Source organism: Azospirillum brasilense (genome assembly GCF_003349955.1).
Lineage (GTDB): Bacteria > Pseudomonadota > Alphaproteobacteria > Azospirillales > Azospirillaceae > Azospirillum > Azospirillum brasilense_B.
Map to the genome: position 1 here is coordinate 52144 of NZ_QLKQ01000030.1, position 20929 is coordinate 73072.

Sequence of the window (20929 nt, forward strand, 5' to 3'; positions counted from 1 at the left end):
TTTGAACTTGCCTAAATACTACTCGTATACTATCTGTATACAGGAATCCAGCGCATTTTGACGCACCCTCGAAATGCCGCTTTCCACCGCAATCCGGACACAGCCGCCCGCCCATGCGCCTCGACCATCCCAGCGTCCGCCGCGACGGCGCCCCCATCGAGATCACCTATGACGGCGAGCGGATTCCCGCGCTGGCCGGGGAGACCGTGGCGGCCGCCCTGGCGGCGCACGGCATCGCCGCCTACCGCCACACCCGCGACGGCGGGCGGCGCGGCCTCTATTGCGGGATGGGCGCCTGCTTCGAATGTCTGGTGACGGTGGACGGCAAGGCGAGCCAGCGCGCCTGCCTGACCAAGGTGGCCGAGGGGCAGGTCGTCCGTTCGCAGCCGCCGGCCGGCACCGCCGCCGATCCACTGGCCCCGCTGGTGCCGCCGCCGCAGGGTGCTGCCCCGGAGGAACGGACGCCCGACCTGCTGGTGCTCGGCGCCGGCCCGGCCGGTCTGGCGGCGGCGGAAGCGGCGGCGCGGCGCGGCGCCGAGGTGGTCGTGCTCGACGAGCGGCCGCAGAGCGGCGGCCAGTATTTCAAGCCGCTCGCCCCGTCGCACCGCGCCGACCGGCCGACCGACCGCCAGTTCCGCGCCGGCCGCGCCCTGGTCGACGCGGCGCGGCTGGCCGGCGCGACGATCGTCCAGGAGGCGACGGTGTGGGGCGCCCACGCCCCCGACGAGGTGGTCGCCGTCGTCGCCGGGCGCGAGACCGTCTACCGGCCGCGCCGGCTGGTGATCGCCAGCGGCGCCTATGAGCGGCCGGCGCCCTTCGCGGATTGGACGCTGCCCGGCGTGATGACCACCGGGGCCGGGCAGACCCTGGCGCGTGCCTACCGGGTGGCGCCCGGAAAGCGGGTGGTGATCGCCGGCAACGGTCCGCTGAACCTGCAACTGGCCTGCGAGCTGGTGGAGGGTGGCGTCACGGTGGCCGCCGTCCTGGAAAGCGCGCCGCGCCCGTCGCCCGCCCAGTGGCGCGCCCTGTGGACGGCGGTGCGCTCGGCCCCCGGCCTGATCGGCGACGGCGCCCGCTATCTGCTGCGGCTGCGCCGCGCCGGGGTGCCGGTGCTGTGGTCGCACGGGGTCGTCGCGGCGGAGGGTGGGGAGCGTCTGGAGCAGGTGCGCTACGCCCCGCTCGGTGCCGACGGCGCCCCCCGGCTGGGCGAGGCGGTCGCCGTCCCCGCCGACGCGCTGTGCCTGGGCTACGGCTTCATCCCCTCGACCGAAATCGCCCGCGCGCTCGGCTGCGCCCATCGGCTGGTCGACCGCCATCTCGGCTACCTCGCCACCGAGACGGCGGAGGACGGCGCCACCAGCCTGCCCGGCGTCTTCGCGGTCGGCGACGGCGTCGATCTCGGCGGGTCGAAGGTGGCGCAGGCGCGCGGAACCCTCGCCGGGATCGCCGTCGCCGCCCAGCTCGGCTTCCCCGACAGCGACCCGGAGCAGGGCCGGCGGGCGCGGAGCGAGCTGCGGCGGGCCGAGGCCTTCCAGGCCGCGCTGTGGTCGATCTACCGGGCGCCGCCGCCGCGCCTCGACGCCGTGCCCGACGAGGCGATGCTGTGCCGCTGCGAGGAGGTCACCTTCGGTCAGGTCCGCGCCGAGATCGCCGCCGGCCATGACAGCCTCGCCGCGCTGAAGCGCAACACCCGGCTCGGCATGGGCCGCTGCCAGGGCCGCTACTGCGCCGCGACCGCCGCCCTGCTGCTGGAGCAGGCCACCGGCCGGCCGCGCGCCGCCGAGCAGTATCTGGCGCCGCGCCTGCCGGCCAAGCCGACCCCGGCCGGCGCCTTCGCCTTCGAGAAGCCGGAATGGGGCGGTCACCAGCGCGCCATCACCCCCAACCTCGCCCGCCCGCTGGAAGACGGCCCGCTGCCCGACCAGGAGGCCGAGATCCTGATCGTCGGCGGCGGCGTGGTCGGCGCCTGCCTCGCCTACTACCTGACCCAGGCCGGCCGCGACGTGCTGGTGGTCGAGCGCGGCGACACCAACCTGCAGGCGTCGGGGGCCAACGCCGGCAGCCTGCACGTCCAGCTGCTGTCCTTCGACTTCGGCGCCAAGGCCGAGGCGGGCGGCGGTCCGGCGGCGGCGACTCTGGCGCTCGGCCCGCGCTCCATCGCGCTGTGGCGCGACCTGGAGCGCGCCTGCGGCGTCGATTTCGAGCTGGCCGTCACCGGCGGCCTGATGGTCGCCGACAGCCCGGCCGGGATGGACTTCCTGCGCGCCAAGGCGGCGCTGGAGCGGCGCTACGGCGTCGAGAACGCCATCATCGACGCCGCCGAACTGCGCCGTCTCGCCCCCGCCCTGTCGCACGATCTGGTCGGCGCCGAATACGCCCCGCAGGAGGGCAAGATCAACCCGCTGCGCGCCACCTACGCCGTGCTGGAGCAGGCGCGCCGCCAGGGCGCCCGCTTCCTGCGCGGGGTCAACGTCACCGGCATCGCCGCGGCTCCGGCGGTCGAGGGCGGCGGCTGGCGGGTGGAGACTCCGCGCTGCCGCATCCGCGCCAAGCGGATCATCAACGCCAGCGGCCCCTGGGCGCGCGAGACCGGGCGGCTGGTCGGCATCGACGTGCCGGTGCACAGCGCGCCCTTGCAGATGATCGTCACCGAGCCGGCGCCCAAGCTGGTCAGCCAGCTCGTCGCCCACGCCGACCGCCATCTCAGCCTGAAGCAGGCGGCCACCGGCGGGCTGATCATCGGCGGCGCCTGGACCGCCGTCTTCGACCCGGCGCGCCGCTTCAACACGGTGTCGCGCTCCAGCATCGAGGGCAACCTGTGGGTCGCCCGCCATGTCCTGCCGCAGATCGCCGGGCTGCATGTGGTGCGCGCCTGGGCGGCGATGAACATCAACATCGACGGCGCGCCGATCATCGGCCCGGTGCCGGGATTGCCCGGATTCTTCAACACGGTGACGTCGAACGGCTACACGCTGGCCCCGGTCGTCGCCCGCATGACCGCCGACCTGCTGCTGGACGGCCGCACCGACATCGACCCGACGCCCTTCCTGCTCGACCGGTTCCGCTGACCGCCCCTTCCCAATTCAACGCCCGGCGCCGCAGCGGCGCCGCCCATCCGCAAGAGAAGCCGCATGATCGCCATCGAGAACGTCAGCAAGCACTATGGCACCTTCCAGGTCCTGAAGAACTGCACGACCACCGTGCGGAAGGGGGAGGTCGTGGTGGTCTGCGGCCCCTCCGGCTCGGGCAAGTCGACGCTGATCAAGTGCGTCAACGGGCTGGAGCCCTTCCAGTCCGGCCGCATCCAGGTGGACGGCATCGACGTCGGCGGGCGGGGCACCAACATGACGGCGCTGCGCGCCCGCGTCGGCATGGTGTTCCAGAATTTCGAGCTGTTCCCCCATTTGACCATCATGCAGAACCTGACCCTGTCGCAGCGCAAGGTGCTGGGCCGCGCGACGGCGGAGGCCGAGGCCAAGGGCGAGGCGCTGCTGGCGCGGGTCGGGCTGGGCAATCAGGCGCACAAATTCCCCGGCCAGCTCTCCGGCGGACAGCAGCAGCGCGTTGCCATCGCCCGCGCGCTGGCGATGGACCCGATCGCCATCCTGTTCGACGAGCCGACCTCCGCGCTCGACCCGGAGATGATCAACGAGGTGCTCGACGTCATGGTCGAGCTGGCCAACGAGGGCATGACGATGATCTGCGTCACCCACGAGATGGGCTTCGCCCGCAAGGTCGCCCACCGGGTGATCTTCATGGACCATGGCAGCATTATCGAGGACTGCACCAAGGCCGAGTTCTTCGAAACCCAGCGCTCGGAGCGCGCCACCCAGTTCCTCGCCAAGATCCTCCAGCACTGAGACCATCACTGAGAAGGGCACAGCGCCGCATCCCGCCATCCGGACGGATCGTCGAGAAGCTTTGCAGGACAACGATTCGTCTGCTTTGTTAGAGAGAAATCAGCGTCAGGTGGCAGGACTTGGTATGAGCACGGACATGGACGGCCCGAAAACCGCGAGCCCGGCAACCGCCGGCGTGAATCTGGCGAGCATGGCCTACCGGACGATCCTGGAAATGATCCTCGACCGCCGCATCCCCAGCGGCGAGGTGATCGTCGAGGACCGGCTGGCCACCGCGCTCAGCATCTCGCGCACGCCGATCCGCGAGGCGCTGGTCCGGCTGGCCAGCGAGGGGCTGATCCGCAAGGAGTTCAACCGCCCCTACCGGGTGCGCGAGGTCTCCAACCGCGAGTATTTCCAGAGCATGCGCCTGCGCGAGATCCTGGAGGGGGAGGCGATCGCCGCCGCCGCGTCGCGGATCGACCCGGCCCGCCTGCAGGCGATCAAGGCCGAGATGCTGCGGCTGCGCGACGAGCCCAAGATCCGCTTCGAGGACCATTGGGCGGCCGACGAGGAGCTGCACACCCTGATCGCCGAGGCGTCCGGCAACGCGGTGCTGGCGCAGATCATCCGCGACCTGCGGGTCACCACCCGCCTGTTCGAACTGTCCGGCCTGCCGTCGCGCATCCGTCCGGACTGCGACGAGCATCTCGACGTCATCGCCGCCCTGGAAACCGGCGACCCGGCGCAGGCCCGCGCCGCCATGGAGGGGCACATCCGCAGCCTCGCCAAGGACGTGCTGGGCGAGATCGCCAAGAGCTGAGACGCCTCAGGCCCCGTCGGCCTCGCGGAAGGCTGCGCTGAGGTCGCCGTAGAGGCGGCGGAACAGGCGGCGGCGCGGCGCCAGGGCGGCGGCCAGCGCCGGGTCCGGCTCCACCGTGTGGCGGATCTCCAGCGGTTGGCACACGGCGTCGGGCTCCTCACCCGTCACCGCGAGGCGGGCCAGTCGGGCCGCCCCGAAGGCCGGGCCGACCTCGCCCCCCGCCGGGTAGTCGAGCGGCCGGCCGAGCGCGCTCGCCAGGATGCGGCCCCACAGGGTGCTGCGCGCGCCGCCGCCGATCACCAGGAACCGCTCGACGCGCCCGCCGGCCTCTTCCAGGGCGTCCAGCCCGTCGGCGAAGGCGAAGGCCACCCCCTCCAGCACCGCGCGGGCGAGCGCCCCGCGGCCGGTGTCGTGGGTCAGGCCGAAGACGACGCCCTTGGCGTGGGGGTCGTTGTGCGGCGTGCGTTCCCCCGACAGGTAGGGCAGGAAGACCAGGGCGCCGGGGTCGCCGTCATAGGCTTCGGCCTCGCGCAGCAGCGCCGCCTCGTCCGCGGCGCCGGTCAGGCGGGCGGCGAAGGACAGGCAACTCGCCGCGCTCAGCATCACCGACATCTGGTGCCAGCGGCCGGGCAGGGCGTGGCAGAAGGCATGCACCCCGCGTTCCGGGTTGGGGGCGAAGCGGTCGCCGCTGACGAACAGCACGCCCGAGGTGCCCAGCGACAGGAAGGCACTGCCCGGCGCCACCACCCCGACTCCTACCGCACCGGCCGCGTTGTCGCCGGCCCCGGCCGCCACCACCGTCCCCGGCGGAACGCCCCAGTCGGCGGCGACCTCCGCCCGCAGCGTTCCGGTGGGCTGGCATCCTTCGTACAGCGTCGGCATGTGCGCCTCGCCGAGCCCCGTGGCGGCCAGCAGCTCGTCCGACCACGCGCGCCGGCCGACGTCCAGCCACAGCGTGCCGGCGGAATCCGACAGGTCCGAGGCGTGGTCGCCGGTCATGCGCAGGCGCAGCCAGTCCTTGGGCAGCAGCACCTTGGCAACCGCCTTGAACAGCTCCGGCTCGTGCGCCGCGACCCACAGCAGCTTGGGCGCGGTGAAGCCGGGCATGGCGCGGTTGCCGGCGATGGCGCGCAGGCTGGGGGAGCGGCGCTCCAGCTCCGCGCACTCCGCGCCGCTGCGCCCGTCGTTCCACAGGATGGCCGGGCGCAGCACGCGGTCCTGCCGGTCGAGCAACGTCGCTCCGTGCATCTGCCCCGACAACCCGATCCCCCGCACCGCCGCCATCGCGTCGGAATGGGCGGCGCGCAGGCCGGCGACGGCGCGCCCGGTGGCGGCCCACCAGTCCTCCGGGTCCTGCTCCGACCACAGCGGGTGCGGGCGGCTGACCTCCAACGGCGCGGTGGACTGGCCGACGAGGCGCTGTGCGTCGTCGACCAGCACCGCCTTGACGCCGGACGTCCCCAGGTCGATGCCGAGATACATGGACCCTCCCCCCGATCAGCCCGCAGCCTCAGACGAGGCGGTTCACCAGATTCTCCAGCATCTCCTGCCGGCCCGAGCGCGGCCGGGGATCGAGGCCGAGGCCGGCGTCCGCCGCGCCGGCCAGATCCAGCCCGCCGAGGAGCCTTTGCCCGAGATCGCCCTTCCAGCCGGCGTAGCGCTCCGCGCGCAAGGCTCGCAGCCGGCCGTCCTCGACGAGGCGCGCGCCGGCCAGCAGCGCGCGGGCCAGCGTGTCGATGCCGCCGACATGGGCGTGCAGCAGGTCGTCCGGCTCTATGCTCTGGCGCCGGATCTTCGCGTCGAAGTTGAAGCCGCCGTTGGCGAAGCCGCCGGCCTCCAGGATGCGCGCCATGGGCAGCGCCAGCTCCACATGGTCGTTGGGGAACTGGTCGGTGTCCCAACCGTTCTGCGGGTCGCCCCGGTTCATGTCGATGGAGCCGAAGACGCCCAGCGCCAGCGCCGTCGCCACCTCGTGCTCGAAGCTGTGGCCGGCCAGCGTGGCGTGGTTGACCTCGATGTTGACGGCGACCTCCTTCTCCAGCCCGTAGCGCTTCAGGAAGCCGTAGACCGTCGCCACGTCGTGGTCGTACTGGTGCTTGGTCGGCTCCATGGGCTTGGGCTCGATCAGGATGGTGCCGGTGAAGCCGATCCTGTGCTTGTGCTCGACCACCATCGTCAGGAAGCGGCCGAGCTGGTCCAGCTCGCGCGCCATGTCGGTGTTGAGCAGCGTGTCGTAGCCCTCGCGTCCGCCCCACAGCACGTAATTGACGCCGCCCAGCCGGTGCGTCGCTTCCAGCGCGTCGCGCACCTGCGCCGCCGCGCAGGCGAAGACTTCCGGGTCGGGGTTGGTGGCCGCGCCGGCCATGTAGCGGGGGTGCGAGAACAGGTTGGCGGTGCCCCACAGCAGCGTGACGCCGCTGCGCTCGATGCAGCCCTGCAACCGCTCGGTGAGGCGGGCGAAGGTGGCCTGGGTTTCCCGCAGGGAGCCCATCTCGGGCGCCACGTCGCGGTCGTGGAAGGTGAAGAACGGCGCGCCGAGCTTCTCGAACAGCTCGAACGCCACGTCCATCTTCGCCTCGGCCAGCGCCACCGGATCGCCGGCGCCCATCCAGGGCCGCTCCAGCGTGCCGCCGCCGAACGGGTCGGAGCCGGGCCAGCAGAAGCTGTGCCAGTAGCAGACGGCGACGCGCAGGTGATCGGCCATGCGCCGGCCCAGGACCATGCGGTCGGGGTCGTACCAGCGGTAGGCGAGCGGGGTGTCGCTGTCCGGCCCCTCGTAGCGGATGCGCTCGACGCCGGTGAAATAGGCTTCGGTCATGGCAAATCCTTTCAAAGCTCGACCCAGGCAGCGTCCCGGCGGCTCGATTCCACGGCGGCGTGGATGAAGCGCACGCCGCGCACGCCGTCCCGGACGGTGGGGACGAGGGTGGCCGGTGCACCGGCGGCGGCACCGCCCATGCGGGCGACGATCAGGTCGGCGGTGTCGCGGTAGATCTGGGCGAAGCCTTCCAGATAGCCTTCGGGATGGCCGGAGGGGATGCGCGTGGCGTGCGCCGCCGCTCCATCCGATCCGGGGCCGCCGCGGGTGATGGTGCGCGGCGGCTCGCCGAGCGGGCTGAAGCGCAGGTGGTTCGGCTGCTCCTGGAACCACTCCAGCCCGCCCTTGTCGCCGTAGACGCGCAGGCGCAGCCCGTTCTCGTGGCCGGGCGCCACCTGACTCGCCCACAGCATGCCCCGCGCGCCGTCGCCGAAGCGCAGCATCATGTGCGCGTTGTCGTCGAGCCGGCGGCCCTCCACGAAAGCCGTCAGATCGGCGGCGACCCGCGTGCAGCGCAGGCCGGTGACGAACTCCGCCAGCTGGAAGGCGTGGGTGCCGATGTCGCCGACGCAGCCGGCGATGCCGCTGCGCGCCGGGTCGGTCCGCCATTCCGCCTGCTTCTGCCCGCTCTCCTCCAGCCGGGTGCTCAGCCAGTCCTGCGGGTATTCCACCTGCACGACGCGGAGGGCGCCCAGGTCACCGGCCGCCACCATGGCGCGGGCCTGCCGCACCATCGGGTAGCCGGTGTAGTTGTGGGTCAGCGCGAAGACGAGGCCGCTGCGCTCCACCGACGCCGCCAGATCCTCCGCGTCCTCCACCGTGGTGGTCAGCGGCTTGTCGCAGATGACGTGGATGCCCGCCTCCAGGAACGCCTTGGCGGCGTCGTGGTGCAGGTGGTTGGGCGTCACGATGCTGACCACGTCGATGCCGTCGTCGCGCGCCGCCTCGGCCCGCGCCATCTCCGCGAAGCTGGCGTAGCAGCGCTCCGGCGGCAGGAACAGGTCGGCGCCGCTGGCCCGTGCCCGCTCCGGATCGGAGGACAGCGCCCCGGCCCGCAGCTCGTAACGGTCGTCGAGGCGCGCGGCGATGCGGTGCACCGCCCCGATGAAGGCGCCCCGTCCGCCGCCGACCATGCCCAGGCGCAGCCGGCGGTTCGGCCCGGAGGCCGTCTTCCCTTCGATGGTCATGATCTCCTCCCGCTCAGCCGATGCCGAGCATGCGCCGGTTGGCGGCCTCATCCGTTCCGGCCCCGGCGAAGTCGTCGAAGGCCTTCTCGGTGACCCGGATGATGTGCGCGTCGATGAATTGCGCGCCTTCGGCGGCCCCCTGCTCGGGGTGCTTCATGGCGCATTCCCATTCGAGCACCGCCCAGCCGTCGAAGCCGTACTGGGTCAGCTTGGAGAAGATGCCGCCGAAATCGACCTGCCCGTCGCCCAGCGAGCGGAAGCGCCCGGCCCGGCCGATCCAGGGCTGGTAGCCGGAATAGACGCCCTGGCGCGGGGACGGGTTGAACTCCGCGTCCTTGACGTGGAACATCCTGATCCGCTCGTGATAGACGTCGATGTAGCCGAGATAGTCGAGCTGCTGCAGCACGAAGTGGCTGGGGTCGTAAAGGATGTTGCAGCGCGGGTGGTTGCCGACGCGCTCCAGAAACATTTCGAAGGTGGCTCCGTCGAACAGGTCCTCGCCGGGATGGATCTCGTAGCAGAGGTCCACCCCCGCCGCGTCGAAGGCGTCGAGGATGGGCCGCCAGCGCCGGGCCAGCTCGTCGAAGGCGGTTTCGATCAGCCCCGCCGGGCGCTGCGGCCAGGGGTAGACGTAGGGCCAGGCCAGCGCGCCGGAGAAGGTGACGTGCGCCGTCAGCCCCAGGTTGGCCGAGGCCTTGGCCGCCATCAGCAGCTGGTTGACCGCCCATTCCTGGCGGGCCTTCGGGTTGCCGCGCACCTCGGGCGCGGCGAAGCCGTCGAAGGCCTCGTCATAGGCCGGGTGCACGGCGACGAGCTGCCCCTGGAGATGGGTGGACAGCTCGGTGATCTGCACGCCGGCCTCGGCCAGCACGCCCTTCACCTCGTCGCAATAGCCCTTGCTCTCGGCGGCCCGGGCGAGGTCGAACAGACGGCCGTCCCAGGACGGGATCTGAACGCCCTTGAAGCCCAGACCGGCGGCCCAGGCGCCGATGGTCGGAAGGCTGTTGAACGGCGCCGCGTCCCCAGCGAACTGCGCGAGGAAGATCGCCGGCCCCTTGATCGTCTTCATGATGCTCCCCCCTTCGGGTCGTCTTCGGGCCGGAAAATCAGAACGGCGAGTCCGGGTAGTAGTATTTCGCGGCGTTCTCCGGCGTCACCAGCGTTGCCTCGATGATGTATTCCTTCTGGATCGGCGCCTTTTCCACCAGATGCCTGGCGGTGATCTCCATGGCCTCGGCGATCATCGCGGGCGGGTAGAGGACGTCGGCGGGGACCAGCACGTCCTTGTCCATGACGCGCTTGATCATGTCCTTCATGCCGGCGCCGCCGAGGATGAACATCTCCTTCTCGCGGCCGGCCTGCTTGACCGCCTCGATGACGCCGAGCGCGATGTCGTCGTCCTGCGCCCACACCGCGTCGATCTTCGGGAAGCGGGACAGGAAGTCCTGCATCACCTTGAAGCCGTCATCGCGGTTCCAGTTGGCGTACTGCATGCCCAGCACCTTGATCTGGGTGCCCTCGATCTCCTTCATGAAGGCGTCGACGCGCTGGTTGTCGATCACGGTCGGGATGCCGCGCAGCACCACGATGTCGCCCTTGCCGCCCATCTTCTCCTTCATGAACCGGGCGGAGACCTCGCCCATCTGCGGGTTGTTGCCGGCGACGTAGAGGTCCTGGATCGACGGGTCGGTCAGGCCGCGGTCCACCACCGTGACGAACTTGCCGGCCTGCTTGACGGCGCGCACGGGGTCGGTCATCGGCGCGGATTCGAAGGGCAGGATGACCAGCGCGTCGATCCGCTGCACCGAGACCAGATCCTCCAGGTCGTTGGCCTGGCGGCCGACGTCGCGGGCGGTGACGATCACCACGTCGAGGTTCGGGTACTGCTTCTCCAGCCGCTTCTCGGCCTGCTGGGCGTGCCAGTTGAGGCCGCCGGCCCAGCCGTGCGTCGCGGCGGGGATGGACACGCCCATCTTGATCTTCTGCTGCGCCCAGCCGGCGACCGGCGCCACCATCAGGCCCGCGGCCAGCGCCGCGGCCAGACCGAAACGGAACGTCATGGTCGATTCCTCCCTCTTCGTGTTTTTTCAGCGACGCGCCACGGTCCCCCGTTGCAGGAGCACCGCGACGATGATGATGACCCCCTGGATGGTGCCGTTCAGGTAGACGCTGATGGCGCCGGTCAGGTTGAGGATGTTGTCGATCAGCGTGAGCATGACGGCGCCCACCACCGTGCCCCAGATGCGGCCGTAGCCGCCCTTCAGCATGGTGCCGCCGATGATGACGGCGGCGATGGCCTCCAGCTCCCACAGCAGCCCCGTGGTGGCCGAGGCCGAGCCCAGCCGCGGCACGTAGATCACCACCGCGATGGCGACGCAGATGCCTTGCAGCACGAAGGCCAGCAGCTTGACCCGGTCCACGTTGATCGCCGAGTAGCGGGCCACATCCTCGCTGGAGCCGATGGCGGCGCAGTGGCGGCCGAAGCGCGTGCGGTACATGATCAGCGCGCCGACCAGCGCCACCGCCGCGAAGGCCAGGATCGGGTAGGAGATGCCGAAGACGCCGCCGTAATAGACGGGCCGGTAGATCGTGCGAATCTCCGAATTCAGCGACAGAGTGCCGCCGTCGGCGATGTAGGTGACCAGGGATCGGAAGATGCCCATGGTCCCCAGCGTGACGATGAACGCCTCCATCCTCCCTTTGGTCACCAGCAGCCCGTTGACCAGCCCCGCCGCCAGCCCGAGCCCCAGCGCCACCAGGACGCCGACCAGGATGACCGGCAGCCCGGCGCCCATGGAGCCGACCAGCGCGTTCATCACCACGATCATGACGCCCGACGCGAAGGCGGCCAAGGAGCCGACCGACAGGTCGATGCCGCCGGCGGTGATGACGAAGGTGGCCCCGACCGCGATGATGCCGATGAAGGCGGTGCGGGTCAGCACGTTGCCGATGTTGCCCGGGCTGAGGAACACCGGGTTGACGATGGTGCCCAGCACGATCAGCGCGGCCAGCGCCAGGAACGGCCCGTAGAGTTTCAGATCGAAGCCGGAGGAGGGCTTCCGCGCGGCCTCAGGCATGACCGACGGCGTCATGCGCGTCTCCTTCTGGTGTGAAACCTTTCAGGCCATCGACCGTGCGGCCTTTCAGGCCTGTGGCGTAGCGGACGATCTCGCCCTCCTCGACCTCGTCGCCTTCCAGGACGCCGGTCACCACGCCGGAGCGCATGACCACCACCCGGTGCGACAGCCCGATGATCTCGGGCATTTCCGAGGAGATCAGGATCACCGACCCGCCCCGGCGGGCGAATTCGTGCAGGAACCGGTAGATCTGCTGCTTGGTCCCGATGTCGATGCCGCGCGTCGGCTCGTCCACGATCAGGATGTCGGGATCGACCTGCATGGTCTTGGCAAGCAACAGCTTCTGCTGGTTGCCGCCGCTCAGGCTGCCCACCGGCACGTCCAGCGTCCGGACGCGGATGTCGAACTCGGTCACCGCGCGCTCCAGCGCCGCGGCCTCCCGCCGTTCGTCGACGAAGACCCGGCCGTAGCGGTCCAGCGCCAGCAGCGTCAGGTTCGGCTGCAAACCCTTGGCGAGCAGCAGGCCCTTGCCCTTGCGGTCCTCGGTCAGGTAGGCGATGCCGGCGGCCACCGCGTCCTCCAGGCGGCGGACGCGCAACGGCTCCCCGTTGCGGGACAGCGTGCCGGCGGTGCGGCGGCGCAGGCCGAGCAGCCCCTCAGCCAGCTCGGTCCGTCCGGCGCCGATCAGCCCGGCGAAGCCCAGGATCTCGCCGCGGCGCAGGTCGAAGCCGGCGCCCCGCACCCAGCCGGGAACGTCGATCCCCCGTGCTTCCAACACCACGGGCGCGTCCGGTGCCGGCGGCGTCTTGGCCGGGAACAGGTCGCTGATCGCCCGCCCGACCATCAACTGGGCGATGCCGTCCTCCGTCAGTTCGGCGGTCGGCCGGGTGGCGATGTGATGGCCGTCGCGCAGAACGGTGACCCGGTCGGTGATGGCCCGCACCTCGTCCAGCTTGTGCGAGGTGTAGACGATCCCCACCCCCTGGTCGCGCAGCCGGCGGATCAGCCCAAACAGAACGGCGGATTCGGTGCCGGTCAGCACCGCCGTGGGCTCGTCCATGATGAGGACGCGGACCTCGCGCGACATCGCCTTGGCGATCTCGACCATCTGCCGCTCCGACACGGCGAGGTCGCGCACCCGCGCGCGCGGGTCCACCGGGCAATCCAGCTCGGCCAGGATGGCGCGGGACCGCTCGTTCATGGCGCGCTTGTCGAGGAACGGGCCGCGCCGCAGCTCGCGCCCGAGAAAGATGTTCTCCTCCACCGTCAGATGTTCGGCGAGGTTGAATTCCTGGTGGATCAGCACGACGCCCGACGCCTCGGCGGCGCCGATGCCGGAGAAGCTCATCGGCCGCCCGTCCACGCGCACGGCGCCCGACGTCGGCCGGTGAAAGCCGGACAGGATCTTCATCAGCGTCGATTTGCCGGCCCCGTTCTCGCCGACCAGGGCGTGCACCTCACCGCGCTGGACGGTGAAATCCACGCCATGGAGGACCTCGACGGGCCCAAAGCTCTTCGTGACGCCGAACGCTGCCAAAAGCGGCTCGGCCATGGGGTCGCCCCCTCCCTGGATTGCGGCTTCTCGTGTGGCCGCGAATTAGATAGACGGTCTAACAAATCGAAGCGTATGATTCGAAACAGCCCGCGTCAAGCCATGTCGGGGCGACATTCCCCACCTTTTCGGTGTATGCCCCGCCCGGCGCCCAGCGATTGCCGCCCGACGCGCGAGACAGGAATCCGCATGCTGCCAAGGGTCAACTCGGCCGCGATCCGCCGCCTCAACATGGTCCGTGTCTTCCACGCGCTGCGGGAGAACCCGAACTGCGCGCAGCGCGACCTCAGCCGCCTGACCGGCCTGGACAAGGCGACGACCTCGGCCATTGTGGCGCGGATGATCGAGGAGGGGCTGGTCGAGCGGAGCGAGGCGCCGCGCGCCCGCCGCATCGGGCGGCCGGAAACCGCGCTCGGCATCGCCCCGTCGGCCGGGCTGCTGGTGGGCGCCCGGCTGGAGCCGGGGACGATCCGCATCGTCGCCACCACGCTGGCCGGCACGGTGGTGGAGCAGTCGCAGATCCCCGGCAGCACCGACCTCGCCACGGCGCTGCGCCGGCTGCACGAGGGGATCGACGCGGTCGTCGCGGCGAGCCGGCCGGAGGACGGAGCGGCACCGCCGCCCCTGCGCGGCATCGGCATCGGCATCCCGGCGCTGATGGACCGCGAGGGCCGGCTCGTGCTGGCGCCCAACCTGGGCTGGCGCGACACGCCGATCCGCCCGCTGCTGGAGGAGGCGCTGGGCGCGCCGGTCCATGTCGACAACGACACCAAGGCCGCCGCCATGGCCGAGCGGCTGTTCGGCGCCTGCCGGGGGGTGGAGGACTTCGTCTATCTGACCGGCCATTCGGGAGTCGGCGGCGGGCTGTTCCTCGGCGGGCGGCTGTACCGCGGCGCGCAGGGCTTCGCCGGGGAGATCGGACACCTGACCGTCGTGCCGGGCGGGCGCCCCTGCGGCTGCGGCAAGCGGGGCTGTCTGGAAACCTACGTCTCCGAAACCTCGATCCTCGCCCAGGCGGGCGAGCGGGGGCGCGTCCTGCCCGACCTCTGGGCCGCCGCCGCCGCGGCGCGCGAGGGCGATCCGGTCCTGCGGACGTTGCTGGAGGAGGCGGGGTCACACCTCGGTTTCGCGCTGTCGCATCTGGTCAATCTGGCGAATCCGGGGCTGGTGGTGTTGGGCGGCAACCTGTCGATCGTCGCGGCGTTCATTCTTCCGGCGCTGAACGCCGCCCTGGACGAGCACGCGCTGGAGCCGTTGCGCCGCGATCTGCGGCTTGTGGTCTCGCCGCTCGGCCCGGACGCCGTTCCCATGGGGGGAATCGCGCTGGCCATGGATGGCTTCCTGTCGGTGCCGAGCCCGATCCTGTGACTCTGGGGGGCGACTTGGCCGCCGCGTTCCGCGCCGAAAACGATGCCACAAACGATAATGAGAATTCTTCGCATTTGGGGGTGAGGCTGGAGGCGTGCCCGTTCGTCTGAACAGAAGGACCGGTGGTTCCTTCGGAGAGGACGAGATGAGCGTTGGCAAGTCGCGCACGCGGCTGTGGTTCCTGTGGCACTCCTGGCTGGCGATGCCCCTCTGGGCGTTCCTGTTCTTCGTCTGCCTGACCGGCACCATCGCCGTGGTCAGCACCGAGATCATGTGGCTGGTCAACCCGGCCATGCGGGCGTCGGGCGCCGGGGAGCCGCTGCCGGCCAGCGCGCTGATCGCCGCGGCGGAAGCGGCGGCGCCGGGCGGGCGGGTGAGTTCGCTGAGCTGGGGCGGCTCCCACATGGCGGTCAGCGCCCGCATGGCGATGCCCGACGGAACCTCCACCACCGCCTGGGTCAACCCGGTCAGCGGGGCGGTGCAGGGGCTGTCCACCGGCAACTCGTTCCAAGCCTTCGTCCGCGCGCTGCACGGCTGGTTGATGACCTTCCCGGTGGGCTGGTACCTCGTGACCCTGCTGGCCATCCCGCTCGTCGGGTCGCTGGTCACCGGGCTGGTGGTCTACAAACGGTTCTGGAAATCCTTCTACCAGCCGCGCATCCGTTGGCGGCAGGCGCCGCGCGTGATGTGGGGCGACCTGCACCGCGTCGCCGGCACGTGGTCGATCTGGTTCATCGCGGTCATCTCGGTCACCAGCCTGTGGTTCCTCATCTACATGATGCTGTTCCATCTCGGGATGGGGCTGGGCGGCGGGAAGGCGCCGGTGCTGCTGGCCCGCGAGCAGATCCCGGTGAGCGCGACCGCGCCGAGGCCGGACGTCGACGCCATCATGGCCAGCGCCCAGGCGGCCCTGCCGGACATGCGGCTGCGCTACCTGTGGCTGCCCGGCACCGCCTACGACCCGGCGACGGTGGCGGGGTCCAGCGGGCAGGTGCCGCTGCTGCCCGACTATGTCCGGGTGAATCCCTTCACCGCCGAGGTGATCCTCATCGAAGGCGGGATGGAGGCGGCGTCCGGCATCGAGTTGACCCGCACCATCATGCGCGCCCTGCACACCGGTGATTTCGGCGGCCTGCCGGTCAAGCTGGTGTGGTTCGCCTTCGGCCTGCTGATGACCACGCTGGTCTTCAGCGGCATGCTGATCTGGATGAAGCGCACCGCCCGCGCCACGGTCGAGGCGGTGCGCGGCGTCCGGCGCGGGTCCCGGCTGGCGGAGGGCCCGTCCAATGCGTAATGACTCGATGCGGCATTACTGGCAACGCGGCAAGTTCCATCTCAGCGCCCTGATGATGCTGGTGCCGCTGCCCTTCCTGCCCGACTATTTCAGCCCGAAACCGATCTTCGTCCCGCCCGAGATCCGGCGGGACATCGCCGTTGGCCCCTTTCCGGTGACGCTGGCGACCTACGACGAGGCGCCCGCCCGCATGCCGACGGGGGAGCGGATGAAGGAATACCGCATCCACATCCGTCCCGCCGACATCGACCGGGTGCGCGGCGTGTTCCTGCGCGTCGGCAAGCCGCGCAGCCTGCGCACCGCCGGCGCGCTCGCCTTCGGCAATCCCTATGAACGGGAGGCCGACGTGACCGTGCCGGACGAGCTTGGCGGCCGGGAGGAGCTGTGGGTGACGGTGGAGGAGTGGAGCGGCGGGGTGCATCAGGCGTCCCTGCCGCTGGGCGAGATTTTCGGAGGAAAGCGATGAGGACCCCGCGCGCGCTCGCCCTGGCGGCGCTGTTCGCCCTGTGCGCCGCCGGTGCGGCGCAGGCCCATTACCCGATCTGCGAATGCCGGATGGTCGAGGGCGACACCGTGCAATGCACCGGCGGTTTCTCCGACGGGTCGAAGGCGCCCGGCGTCGTTCTGGACGTCATCGCCTACGACGAGCAGGTGCTGGTCAAGGGCAAGCTGGGACCGGATTCCACGCTCTCCTTCCAGCGCCCCGCGCAGGACTTCTACGTCCTGTTCGACGCCGGCCCCGGCCACACGGTCGAGATCGAGCACACGGCGATCAAGTAGCGCCCTCACCAAAGCTGGAACCATGCATCACCAGATCGTCCGCCGCGCCGGGGCCGAGCGCGAGACCCTGTGGGTCCTGCTGGCCGCCGGCGCCATTCTCGCGTCCGCCGCCCTGGCGGTCGGGCTGCGCGCCGTTCCGGACGCGGACGCCCCGCTGGCCGCCCACCTCATCGACTCCCGCACCGGCCTGACCGCCGCCGAGCAGGGCCTCTACGCCGACCTGAAGGCGGCGGGGGAGGAGATCGCCGCCTTGCGGACGGCGGAGGGCCGGGCGCCGACGCCGCAGGAGCTGGCCGCCGAGGCCCTGCCGCCCTTCGCCGCCGATCCCAGCGCCGCGGCGCGCGGCGGCCACGCCTGGACCTTTGCCGGGACCCTTGCCGAGACCGGCGACGGGATCGCCTATGCCGGCGTTTCCGCCGCGCCGGAGCTGGCCGGGTCCCTGGTGCTGCGGCTGGACGGCCACGGCGCCGAGGTCTGGCTGAAGCGCGCCGCCGAAGCCCCGCCCGCCCCGCCGGAGGAAACGGCCCTGGCCGCCGCCGGCTGGAAGCGGATCGTCTCCACCTTCTCCGCCGGGGTGACCCGATGACCAGCCTTCTTCCGAACCGCCGCCTGATCCTGGCCGGGGCCATGGCCGCCGCGACCGCCGTGGCCATGCCCGTTCGCGCCGTCGCGGCTCCCGCCGGGCGCCGCCGCTTCGGGGTCACCTTGCACCCCTACTATTCCTACGTCGCCAACATCGTCGGCGACGCGGCCGAGGTCGTGCCGATCATCCCCGCCGGCTTCAACCCGCACGCCTACGAACCGCGCCCGGAGGACATCCAGCGCATCGGCGGGCTGGACGCCATCGTCCTGAACGGCATCGGGCACGACGATTTCGCCGGGCGGATGATCGCCGCCTCGGCGAAGCCGTCGCTGCCGGTGGTCGAATCCAACGCCGACGTGCCGCTTCTGCCCGCCGCGGGAATGGCGGCGCGGGCGGCCGGGAAGGTGGTCAACCCGCACAGCTTCCTGTCGATCACCAATTCGGTCCTCCAGGTTTCGACCATCGCGCGCGAGCTGGGGCGGCTCGACCCGGACAACGCCGCCGCCTACGCCGCCAACGCCCGCGCCTATGCCCGCCGCCTGCGCCAGCTGCGGGCCGACGCGCTGGCGAAGCTGGCGACGGCCGGCAACGCCAGCCTGCGGGTCGCCACCATCCACGGCGCCTACGATTACCTGCTGCGCGAGTTCGGGCTGGAGGTCTCCGCCGTCGTCGAGCCCGCCCACGGCATCGAGCCCAGCCCGGCCCAGCTCGCCGAAACCATCGCGACCATGCGCAAGCTGGACGTGCAGGTGATCTTCTCGGAGCTGAACTTCCCCAGCGCCTATGTGGAGACGATCCGGCGCGAGACCGGCATCCGGCTCTACGCCTTCTCCCACATCTCGCACGGCGACTACGCGCCCGACCTGTTCGAGCGGGAGATGGCCCGGAACCTCGACACGCTGGTGCTGGCGATGGCCGAGGCAGCGCCGTGACGGGACCCGCCATCCTGTTCGACGCGGTGGACCTGACGCTGGGCCGCACGGTGATCCTGGACGGCGTGTCCCTGCGCGTCGCCGCGGGCACCGTCCACGCGCTGGTCGGTCCCAACGGCGGCGGCAAGTCGTCGCTGATCCGCGCCCTGCTCGGGCAGGCGCCGCACCGCGGGACGATCCGGCTCGACTGGCCGGGCGACGGGCCGGGCACGATCGCCTACGTGCCGCAGTCGGTGGAGTTCGACCGCGGCCTGCCGCTGACGGTGGAGGATTTCCTGGCCGTGCTTTGCCAGCGCCGCCCCGCCTTCCTCGGGCCGGACCGTCGCATGAACTACGGCGCGGCGCTGGACCGCGTCGGCATGGCCGGCAAGGCCCGCCGCCGCTTCGGCGCCCTGTCGGGGGGCGAGCGGCAGCGCGTCCTGCTCGCCCAGGCGCTGATCCCGGCGCCCGACCTGATCGTGCTGGACGAACCGATGACCGCGCTCGACGAGGCCGGGATCGCCATCTTCGAAACGCTGCTGGCCGAGCTGTCCGCCGCCGGGACCACCGTCCTGTGGGTCGAGCACGATCTGGCCCAGGTGCGCCGGCTGGCGACGCGGGTGACCGGCCTGAACCGGCGCGTGCTGTTCGACGGCGCCCCGCTGGAGATGCTGTCGCCGGAGCGGGTGTTCGACCTGTTCTCGGCGGTTCCGCGCCGCACCGGAGCCGAGAGGATCGCGTCATGAGCTTCGAGGCGTTGCGCGCCCTGATCCAGGGCTGGGCCGGGGCCGGGCTGCTGCCCGCCGGCCTGACCCACGGCTTTCTCGTCAACGCGCTGCTGTCCGGGCTGGTCATCGGCCCGGTGCTCGGCGGGCTCGGCACGCTGGTGGTGACCAAGCGGCTGGCCTTCTTCTCCGAGGCGGTCGGCCACGCCGCGCTGACCGGCGTCGCCATCGGCATCCTGGTGGGGGAGCCTTACACCGGCCCCTACGCCAGCCTGTTCGGCTACTGCCTGCTGTTCGCGCTGCTGGTCAACTACACGCGCAACCGCAGCAACCTGACCGCCGACACGCTGATCGGCGTCTTCCTGTCGGTGTCGCTGGCGCTGGGCGCCAGCCTGCTGCTGATCCTGGCCAGCCGGGTCAACATCCACATCCTGGAGAATGTGCTGTTCGGCTCGGTCCTGACGGTGGACGACCGCGACCTGACCGTGCTGCTGGTGGTGGCCCTCGGGGTGACCGCGCTGATGCTGCCGCTGTTCAACCGGCTGCTGCTGGCCAGCTTCAACCCGGCGCTGGCGCGGGTGCGCGGCGTGCCGGTGAAGGGGCTGGACTATCTGTTCATCGTGCTGGTGACCGTGGTCACCGTCGCGTCGGTCAAGATCATCGGCGCCATCCTGGTGGGGGCGCTGCTGGTCATTCCCGCCGCCGCGGCGCGGGTCGTCGCCTCGTCGCTGCGCGGCTTCTTCCTGCTGTCGGTCGCCTTCGCCAGCGTGGCGGCGGTGGCCGGGATCCTGCTGCCCGTGCAACTCGCCCTGCCGGTGCCGTCGGGCGGCGCCATCATCCTGGCGGCGGGGCTGCTGTTCCTGGGCGCGCTGCTGGCGCGCCTGTTCATGAAAGGGGAAGAGGGATGAAGCGCGTCACGCTCGCGGCGCTCCTGCTGCTGTCCACGGTGGCGGGCGCCTCCGCCGAGACGGTGTTGGCCGGTCACCCGGTCACCGCCGGGCTGGCCCAGGCGCTGACGAAGGGCACGCCGGTGGTGGTGGAGGCGGTGGTTCCGCCGGCCATCCCCATGGGGCGCCAGCACGCCTTCCTGAGCGGGCGCGGGGAAGCGAAGCTGGCGGAGGCCGCCCGCAAGGCCGACGCGGTGCTGACCCTGCGCTCCGCCTGGGTCGAGGACCCGCTCTACCCGCTGGCGCGGCGCGCCAACATCCGCCTCGTCGAGATCGACGCCGCCCGGCCGGTGGACGGCGCCTTGCCGGGGATCGCGGTCAGCGGCGGGGCGGCCTTCCCCTGGCTGGGCATCGCCAACGCCGGGCGGATGGCCGACATCCTCGCCGCCGACCTGCGGCGCCTCTATCCCGCTTCCAAGGATGCCATCGATGCGAACCTCGCCGCGCTGAAGCGCGGGTTGCTGACGGTGTCGTCCCGGTCGGCGCAGGCCTTCGCCGCGTTGCCGGACCCGTCGGCGGCGGCGCTGTCCGACCGCTTCGCCACGCTGGCCGCCGACCTCGGGCTCGACCTGCGCCGGGTCTGGACCCGCGACGACCGCGACTGGACGCCGGCGCGTCTGGCCGAGCTGACCGCCACCCTGAAGGCCGAGGCGATTCCCGTGGTGCTGCACCACCGTCCGCCGGCGCCGGAGATCGTCCAGGCTGTGGCCGACGGCGGCGCCCGGCTGATCGTGCTGGACAGTCTGGAGAGCGGCCCGCCGGCGGCGCTGGACACGGCGCTGGGGCATATGGCGGAGCAGGTGGAGGCGGGGCTGCGGTGAGGGAGGCATTGCTCCTTCCCTGAAGCTCATTGCCCCCTCCCTAACCCTCCCCCGCTGGCGCAGGGGAGGGGACCAAACTCCCTCCCCTGCGAAGCGGGGGAGGGCCGGGGAGGGGGCAACACCCCGACACCTTTACACCATTAACCCCCCCGATCACTCGCTCGCCAGACTGTCCAGCACGATCAGCCGGGCGCCGCCGTCGGC

At 71.4% G+C, this 20929-nt stretch carries 19 protein-coding genes; 12 read left to right on the forward strand and 7 right to left on the reverse strand.

Annotation, left to right across the window (positions count from 1 at the left end; genetic code table 11):
- Positions 1-113: 113 nt before the first annotated feature.
- The 3 genes from DXK32_RS15060 (at position 114) to DXK32_RS15070 (ending at position 4662) form a co-directional block, all read left to right on the forward strand.
- Positions 114-3068 (forward strand): FAD-dependent oxidoreductase, encoded by a 2955-nt coding sequence (locus DXK32_RS15060; RefSeq protein ID WP_114859252.1) that lies wholly within the window; start codon positions 114-116, stop codon positions 3066-3068.
- 63 nt (positions 3069-3131) lie between these two features.
- The gene (locus DXK32_RS15065; RefSeq protein ID WP_114859253.1) at positions 3132-3860 is read left to right on the forward strand and encodes an amino acid ABC transporter ATP-binding protein; all 729 of its coding nucleotides are present in this window, start codon (positions 3132-3134) and stop codon (positions 3858-3860) included.
- Positions 3861-3984: 124 nt separating this feature from the next.
- Positions 3985-4662, forward strand: a complete 678-nt coding sequence (locus DXK32_RS15070; protein WP_114859254.1) for a GntR family transcriptional regulator — start codon at positions 3985-3987, stop codon at positions 4660-4662.
- Between the two features lie 6 nt (positions 4663-4668).
- On the opposite strand, the gene xylB is transcribed toward DXK32_RS15070, so the two are convergent.
- The 7 genes from xylB to DXK32_RS15105 are packed head-to-tail and all read right to left on the reverse strand — an operon-like array spanning position 4669 to position 13296.
- Complete coding sequence (xylB, locus tag DXK32_RS15075; protein WP_114859255.1) at positions 4669-6144, reverse strand: xylulokinase; 1476 nt, start codon at positions 6142-6144, stop codon at positions 4669-4671.
- A gap of 28 nt (positions 6145-6172) precedes the next feature.
- Complete coding sequence (gene xylA, locus DXK32_RS15080; RefSeq protein WP_114859256.1) at positions 6173-7480, reverse strand: xylose isomerase; 1308 nt, start codon at positions 7478-7480, stop codon at positions 6173-6175.
- Positions 7481-7491: 11 nt separating this feature from the next.
- On the reverse strand, positions 7492-8667 hold the full coding sequence (locus DXK32_RS15085; protein WP_114859257.1) for a Gfo/Idh/MocA family protein: 1176 nt from the start codon (positions 8665-8667) through the stop codon (positions 7492-7494).
- A gap of 13 nt (positions 8668-8680) precedes the next feature.
- A complete protein-coding gene (locus DXK32_RS15090) occupies positions 8681-9736 on the reverse strand; it encodes a sugar phosphate isomerase/epimerase family protein (RefSeq protein ID WP_114859258.1) in 1056 nt (351 codons plus the stop codon).
- A gap of 37 nt (positions 9737-9773) precedes the next feature.
- Entirely contained in the window at positions 9774-10727 is a 954-nt protein-coding gene (locus DXK32_RS15095; RefSeq protein WP_109068972.1) for a substrate-binding domain-containing protein, read from the reverse strand.
- 27 nt (positions 10728-10754) lie between these two features.
- Positions 10755-11759: an ABC transporter permease gene (locus DXK32_RS15100; RefSeq protein ID WP_205215721.1), complete on the reverse strand. Its 1005-nt coding sequence runs from the start codon at positions 11757-11759 to the stop codon at positions 10755-10757.
- Positions 11737-13296 carry a sugar ABC transporter ATP-binding protein gene (locus DXK32_RS15105; protein WP_114859259.1) on the reverse strand — a complete coding sequence of 520 codons (1560 nt, stop codon included), beginning with the start codon at positions 13294-13296 and terminating at the stop codon, positions 11737-11739. Before DXK32_RS15105 ends, DXK32_RS15100 begins: the two co-directional genes overlap by 23 nt.
- 189 nt (positions 13297-13485) lie before the next feature.
- On the opposite strand from DXK32_RS15105, the gene DXK32_RS15110 reads away from it, so the two are divergent.
- From DXK32_RS15110 to DXK32_RS15150, 9 genes are all read left to right on the forward strand, one after another.
- A complete protein-coding gene (locus DXK32_RS15110; protein ID WP_114859260.1) occupies positions 13486-14664 on the forward strand; it encodes an ROK family transcriptional regulator in 1179 nt (392 codons plus the stop codon).
- Positions 14665-14809: 145 nt separating this feature from the next.
- Positions 14810-15958: a PepSY-associated TM helix domain-containing protein gene (locus tag DXK32_RS15115; protein ID WP_114859261.1), complete on the forward strand. Its 1149-nt coding sequence runs from the start codon at positions 14810-14812 to the stop codon at positions 15956-15958.
- A complete protein-coding gene (locus tag DXK32_RS15120) occupies positions 15951-16424 on the forward strand; it encodes a hypothetical protein (protein WP_247877168.1) in 474 nt (157 codons plus the stop codon). Before DXK32_RS15115 ends, DXK32_RS15120 begins: the two co-directional genes overlap by 8 nt.
- Positions 16421-16738, forward strand: a complete 318-nt coding sequence (locus DXK32_RS15125) for a hypothetical protein (RefSeq protein WP_114859263.1) — start codon at positions 16421-16423, stop codon at positions 16736-16738. The genes DXK32_RS15120 and DXK32_RS15125 overlap by 4 nt, the downstream gene beginning before the upstream one ends.
- Positions 16739-16760: 22 nt before the next feature.
- Positions 16761-17324, forward strand: a complete 564-nt coding sequence (locus DXK32_RS15130; protein ID WP_114859264.1) for a DUF6162 family protein — start codon at positions 16761-16763, stop codon at positions 17322-17324.
- Entirely contained in the window at positions 17321-18253 is a 933-nt protein-coding gene (locus DXK32_RS15135; protein WP_114859265.1) for a metal ABC transporter solute-binding protein, Zn/Mn family, read from the forward strand. Before DXK32_RS15130 ends, DXK32_RS15135 begins: the two co-directional genes overlap by 4 nt.
- On the forward strand, positions 18250-18978 hold the full coding sequence (locus DXK32_RS15140; protein ID WP_114859266.1) for a metal ABC transporter ATP-binding protein: 729 nt from the start codon (positions 18250-18252) through the stop codon (positions 18976-18978). Before DXK32_RS15135 ends, DXK32_RS15140 begins: the two co-directional genes overlap by 4 nt.
- On the forward strand, positions 18975-19865 hold the full coding sequence (locus DXK32_RS15145) for a metal ABC transporter permease (protein ID WP_114859267.1): 891 nt from the start codon (positions 18975-18977) through the stop codon (positions 19863-19865). Before DXK32_RS15140 ends, DXK32_RS15145 begins: the two co-directional genes overlap by 4 nt.
- Positions 19862-20725 (forward strand): metal ABC transporter substrate-binding protein, encoded by an 864-nt coding sequence (locus tag DXK32_RS15150; protein WP_114859268.1) that lies wholly within the window; start codon positions 19862-19864, stop codon positions 20723-20725. The genes DXK32_RS15145 and DXK32_RS15150 overlap by 4 nt, the downstream gene beginning before the upstream one ends.
- Positions 20726-20929: the final 204 nt, after the last annotated feature.

Bases quoted from the DNA above. Each gene is read 5' to 3' on its own strand.
- DXK32_RS15145 (WP_114859267.1), top strand. From the start codon at position 18,975: ATGAGCTTCGAGGCGTTGCGCGCCCTGATCCAGGGCTGGGCCGGGGCC.
- DXK32_RS15135 (WP_114859265.1), top strand. From the start codon at position 17,321: ATGACCAGCCTTCTTCCGAACCGCCGCCTGATCCTGGCCGGGGCCATG.
- DXK32_RS15095 (WP_109068972.1), bottom strand. From the start codon at position 10,727: ATGACGTTCCGTTTCGGTCTGGCCGCGGCGCTGGCCGCGGGCCTGATG.
- DXK32_RS15090 (WP_114859258.1), bottom strand. From the start codon at position 9,736: ATGAAGACGATCAAGGGGCCGGCGATCTTCCTCGCGCAGTTCGCTGGG.
- xylA (WP_114859256.1), bottom strand. From the start codon at position 7,480: ATGACCGAAGCCTATTTCACCGGCGTCGAGCGCATCCGCTACGAGGGG.
- DXK32_RS15150 (WP_114859268.1), top strand. From the start codon at position 19,862: ATGAAGCGCGTCACGCTCGCGGCGCTCCTGCTGCTGTCCACGGTGGCG.
- DXK32_RS15100 (WP_205215721.1), bottom strand. From the start codon at position 11,759: ATGACGCCGTCGGTCATGCCTGAGGCCGCGCGGAAGCCCTCCTCCGGC.
- xylB (WP_114859255.1), bottom strand. From the start codon at position 6,144: ATGTATCTCGGCATCGACCTGGGGACGTCCGGCGTCAAGGCGGTGCTG.
- DXK32_RS15085 (WP_114859257.1), bottom strand. From the start codon at position 8,667: ATGACCATCGAAGGGAAGACGGCCTCCGGGCCGAACCGCCGGCTGCGC.
- DXK32_RS15065 (WP_114859253.1), top strand. From the start codon at position 3,132: ATGATCGCCATCGAGAACGTCAGCAAGCACTATGGCACCTTCCAGGTC.
- DXK32_RS15110 (WP_114859260.1), top strand. From the start codon at position 13,486: ATGCTGCCAAGGGTCAACTCGGCCGCGATCCGCCGCCTCAACATGGTC.
- DXK32_RS15060 (WP_114859252.1), top strand. From the start codon at position 114: ATGCGCCTCGACCATCCCAGCGTCCGCCGCGACGGCGCCCCCATCGAG.
- DXK32_RS15125 (WP_114859263.1), top strand. From the start codon at position 16,421: ATGAGGACCCCGCGCGCGCTCGCCCTGGCGGCGCTGTTCGCCCTGTGC.
- DXK32_RS15130 (WP_114859264.1), top strand. From the start codon at position 16,761: ATGCATCACCAGATCGTCCGCCGCGCCGGGGCCGAGCGCGAGACCCTG.
- DXK32_RS15120 (WP_247877168.1), top strand. From the start codon at position 15,951: ATGCGTAATGACTCGATGCGGCATTACTGGCAACGCGGCAAGTTCCAT.
- DXK32_RS15105 (WP_114859259.1), bottom strand. From the start codon at position 13,296: ATGGCCGAGCCGCTTTTGGCAGCGTTCGGCGTCACGAAGAGCTTTGGG.
- DXK32_RS15070 (WP_114859254.1), top strand. From the start codon at position 3,985: ATGAGCACGGACATGGACGGCCCGAAAACCGCGAGCCCGGCAACCGCC.
- DXK32_RS15115 (WP_114859261.1), top strand. From the start codon at position 14,810: ATGAGCGTTGGCAAGTCGCGCACGCGGCTGTGGTTCCTGTGGCACTCC.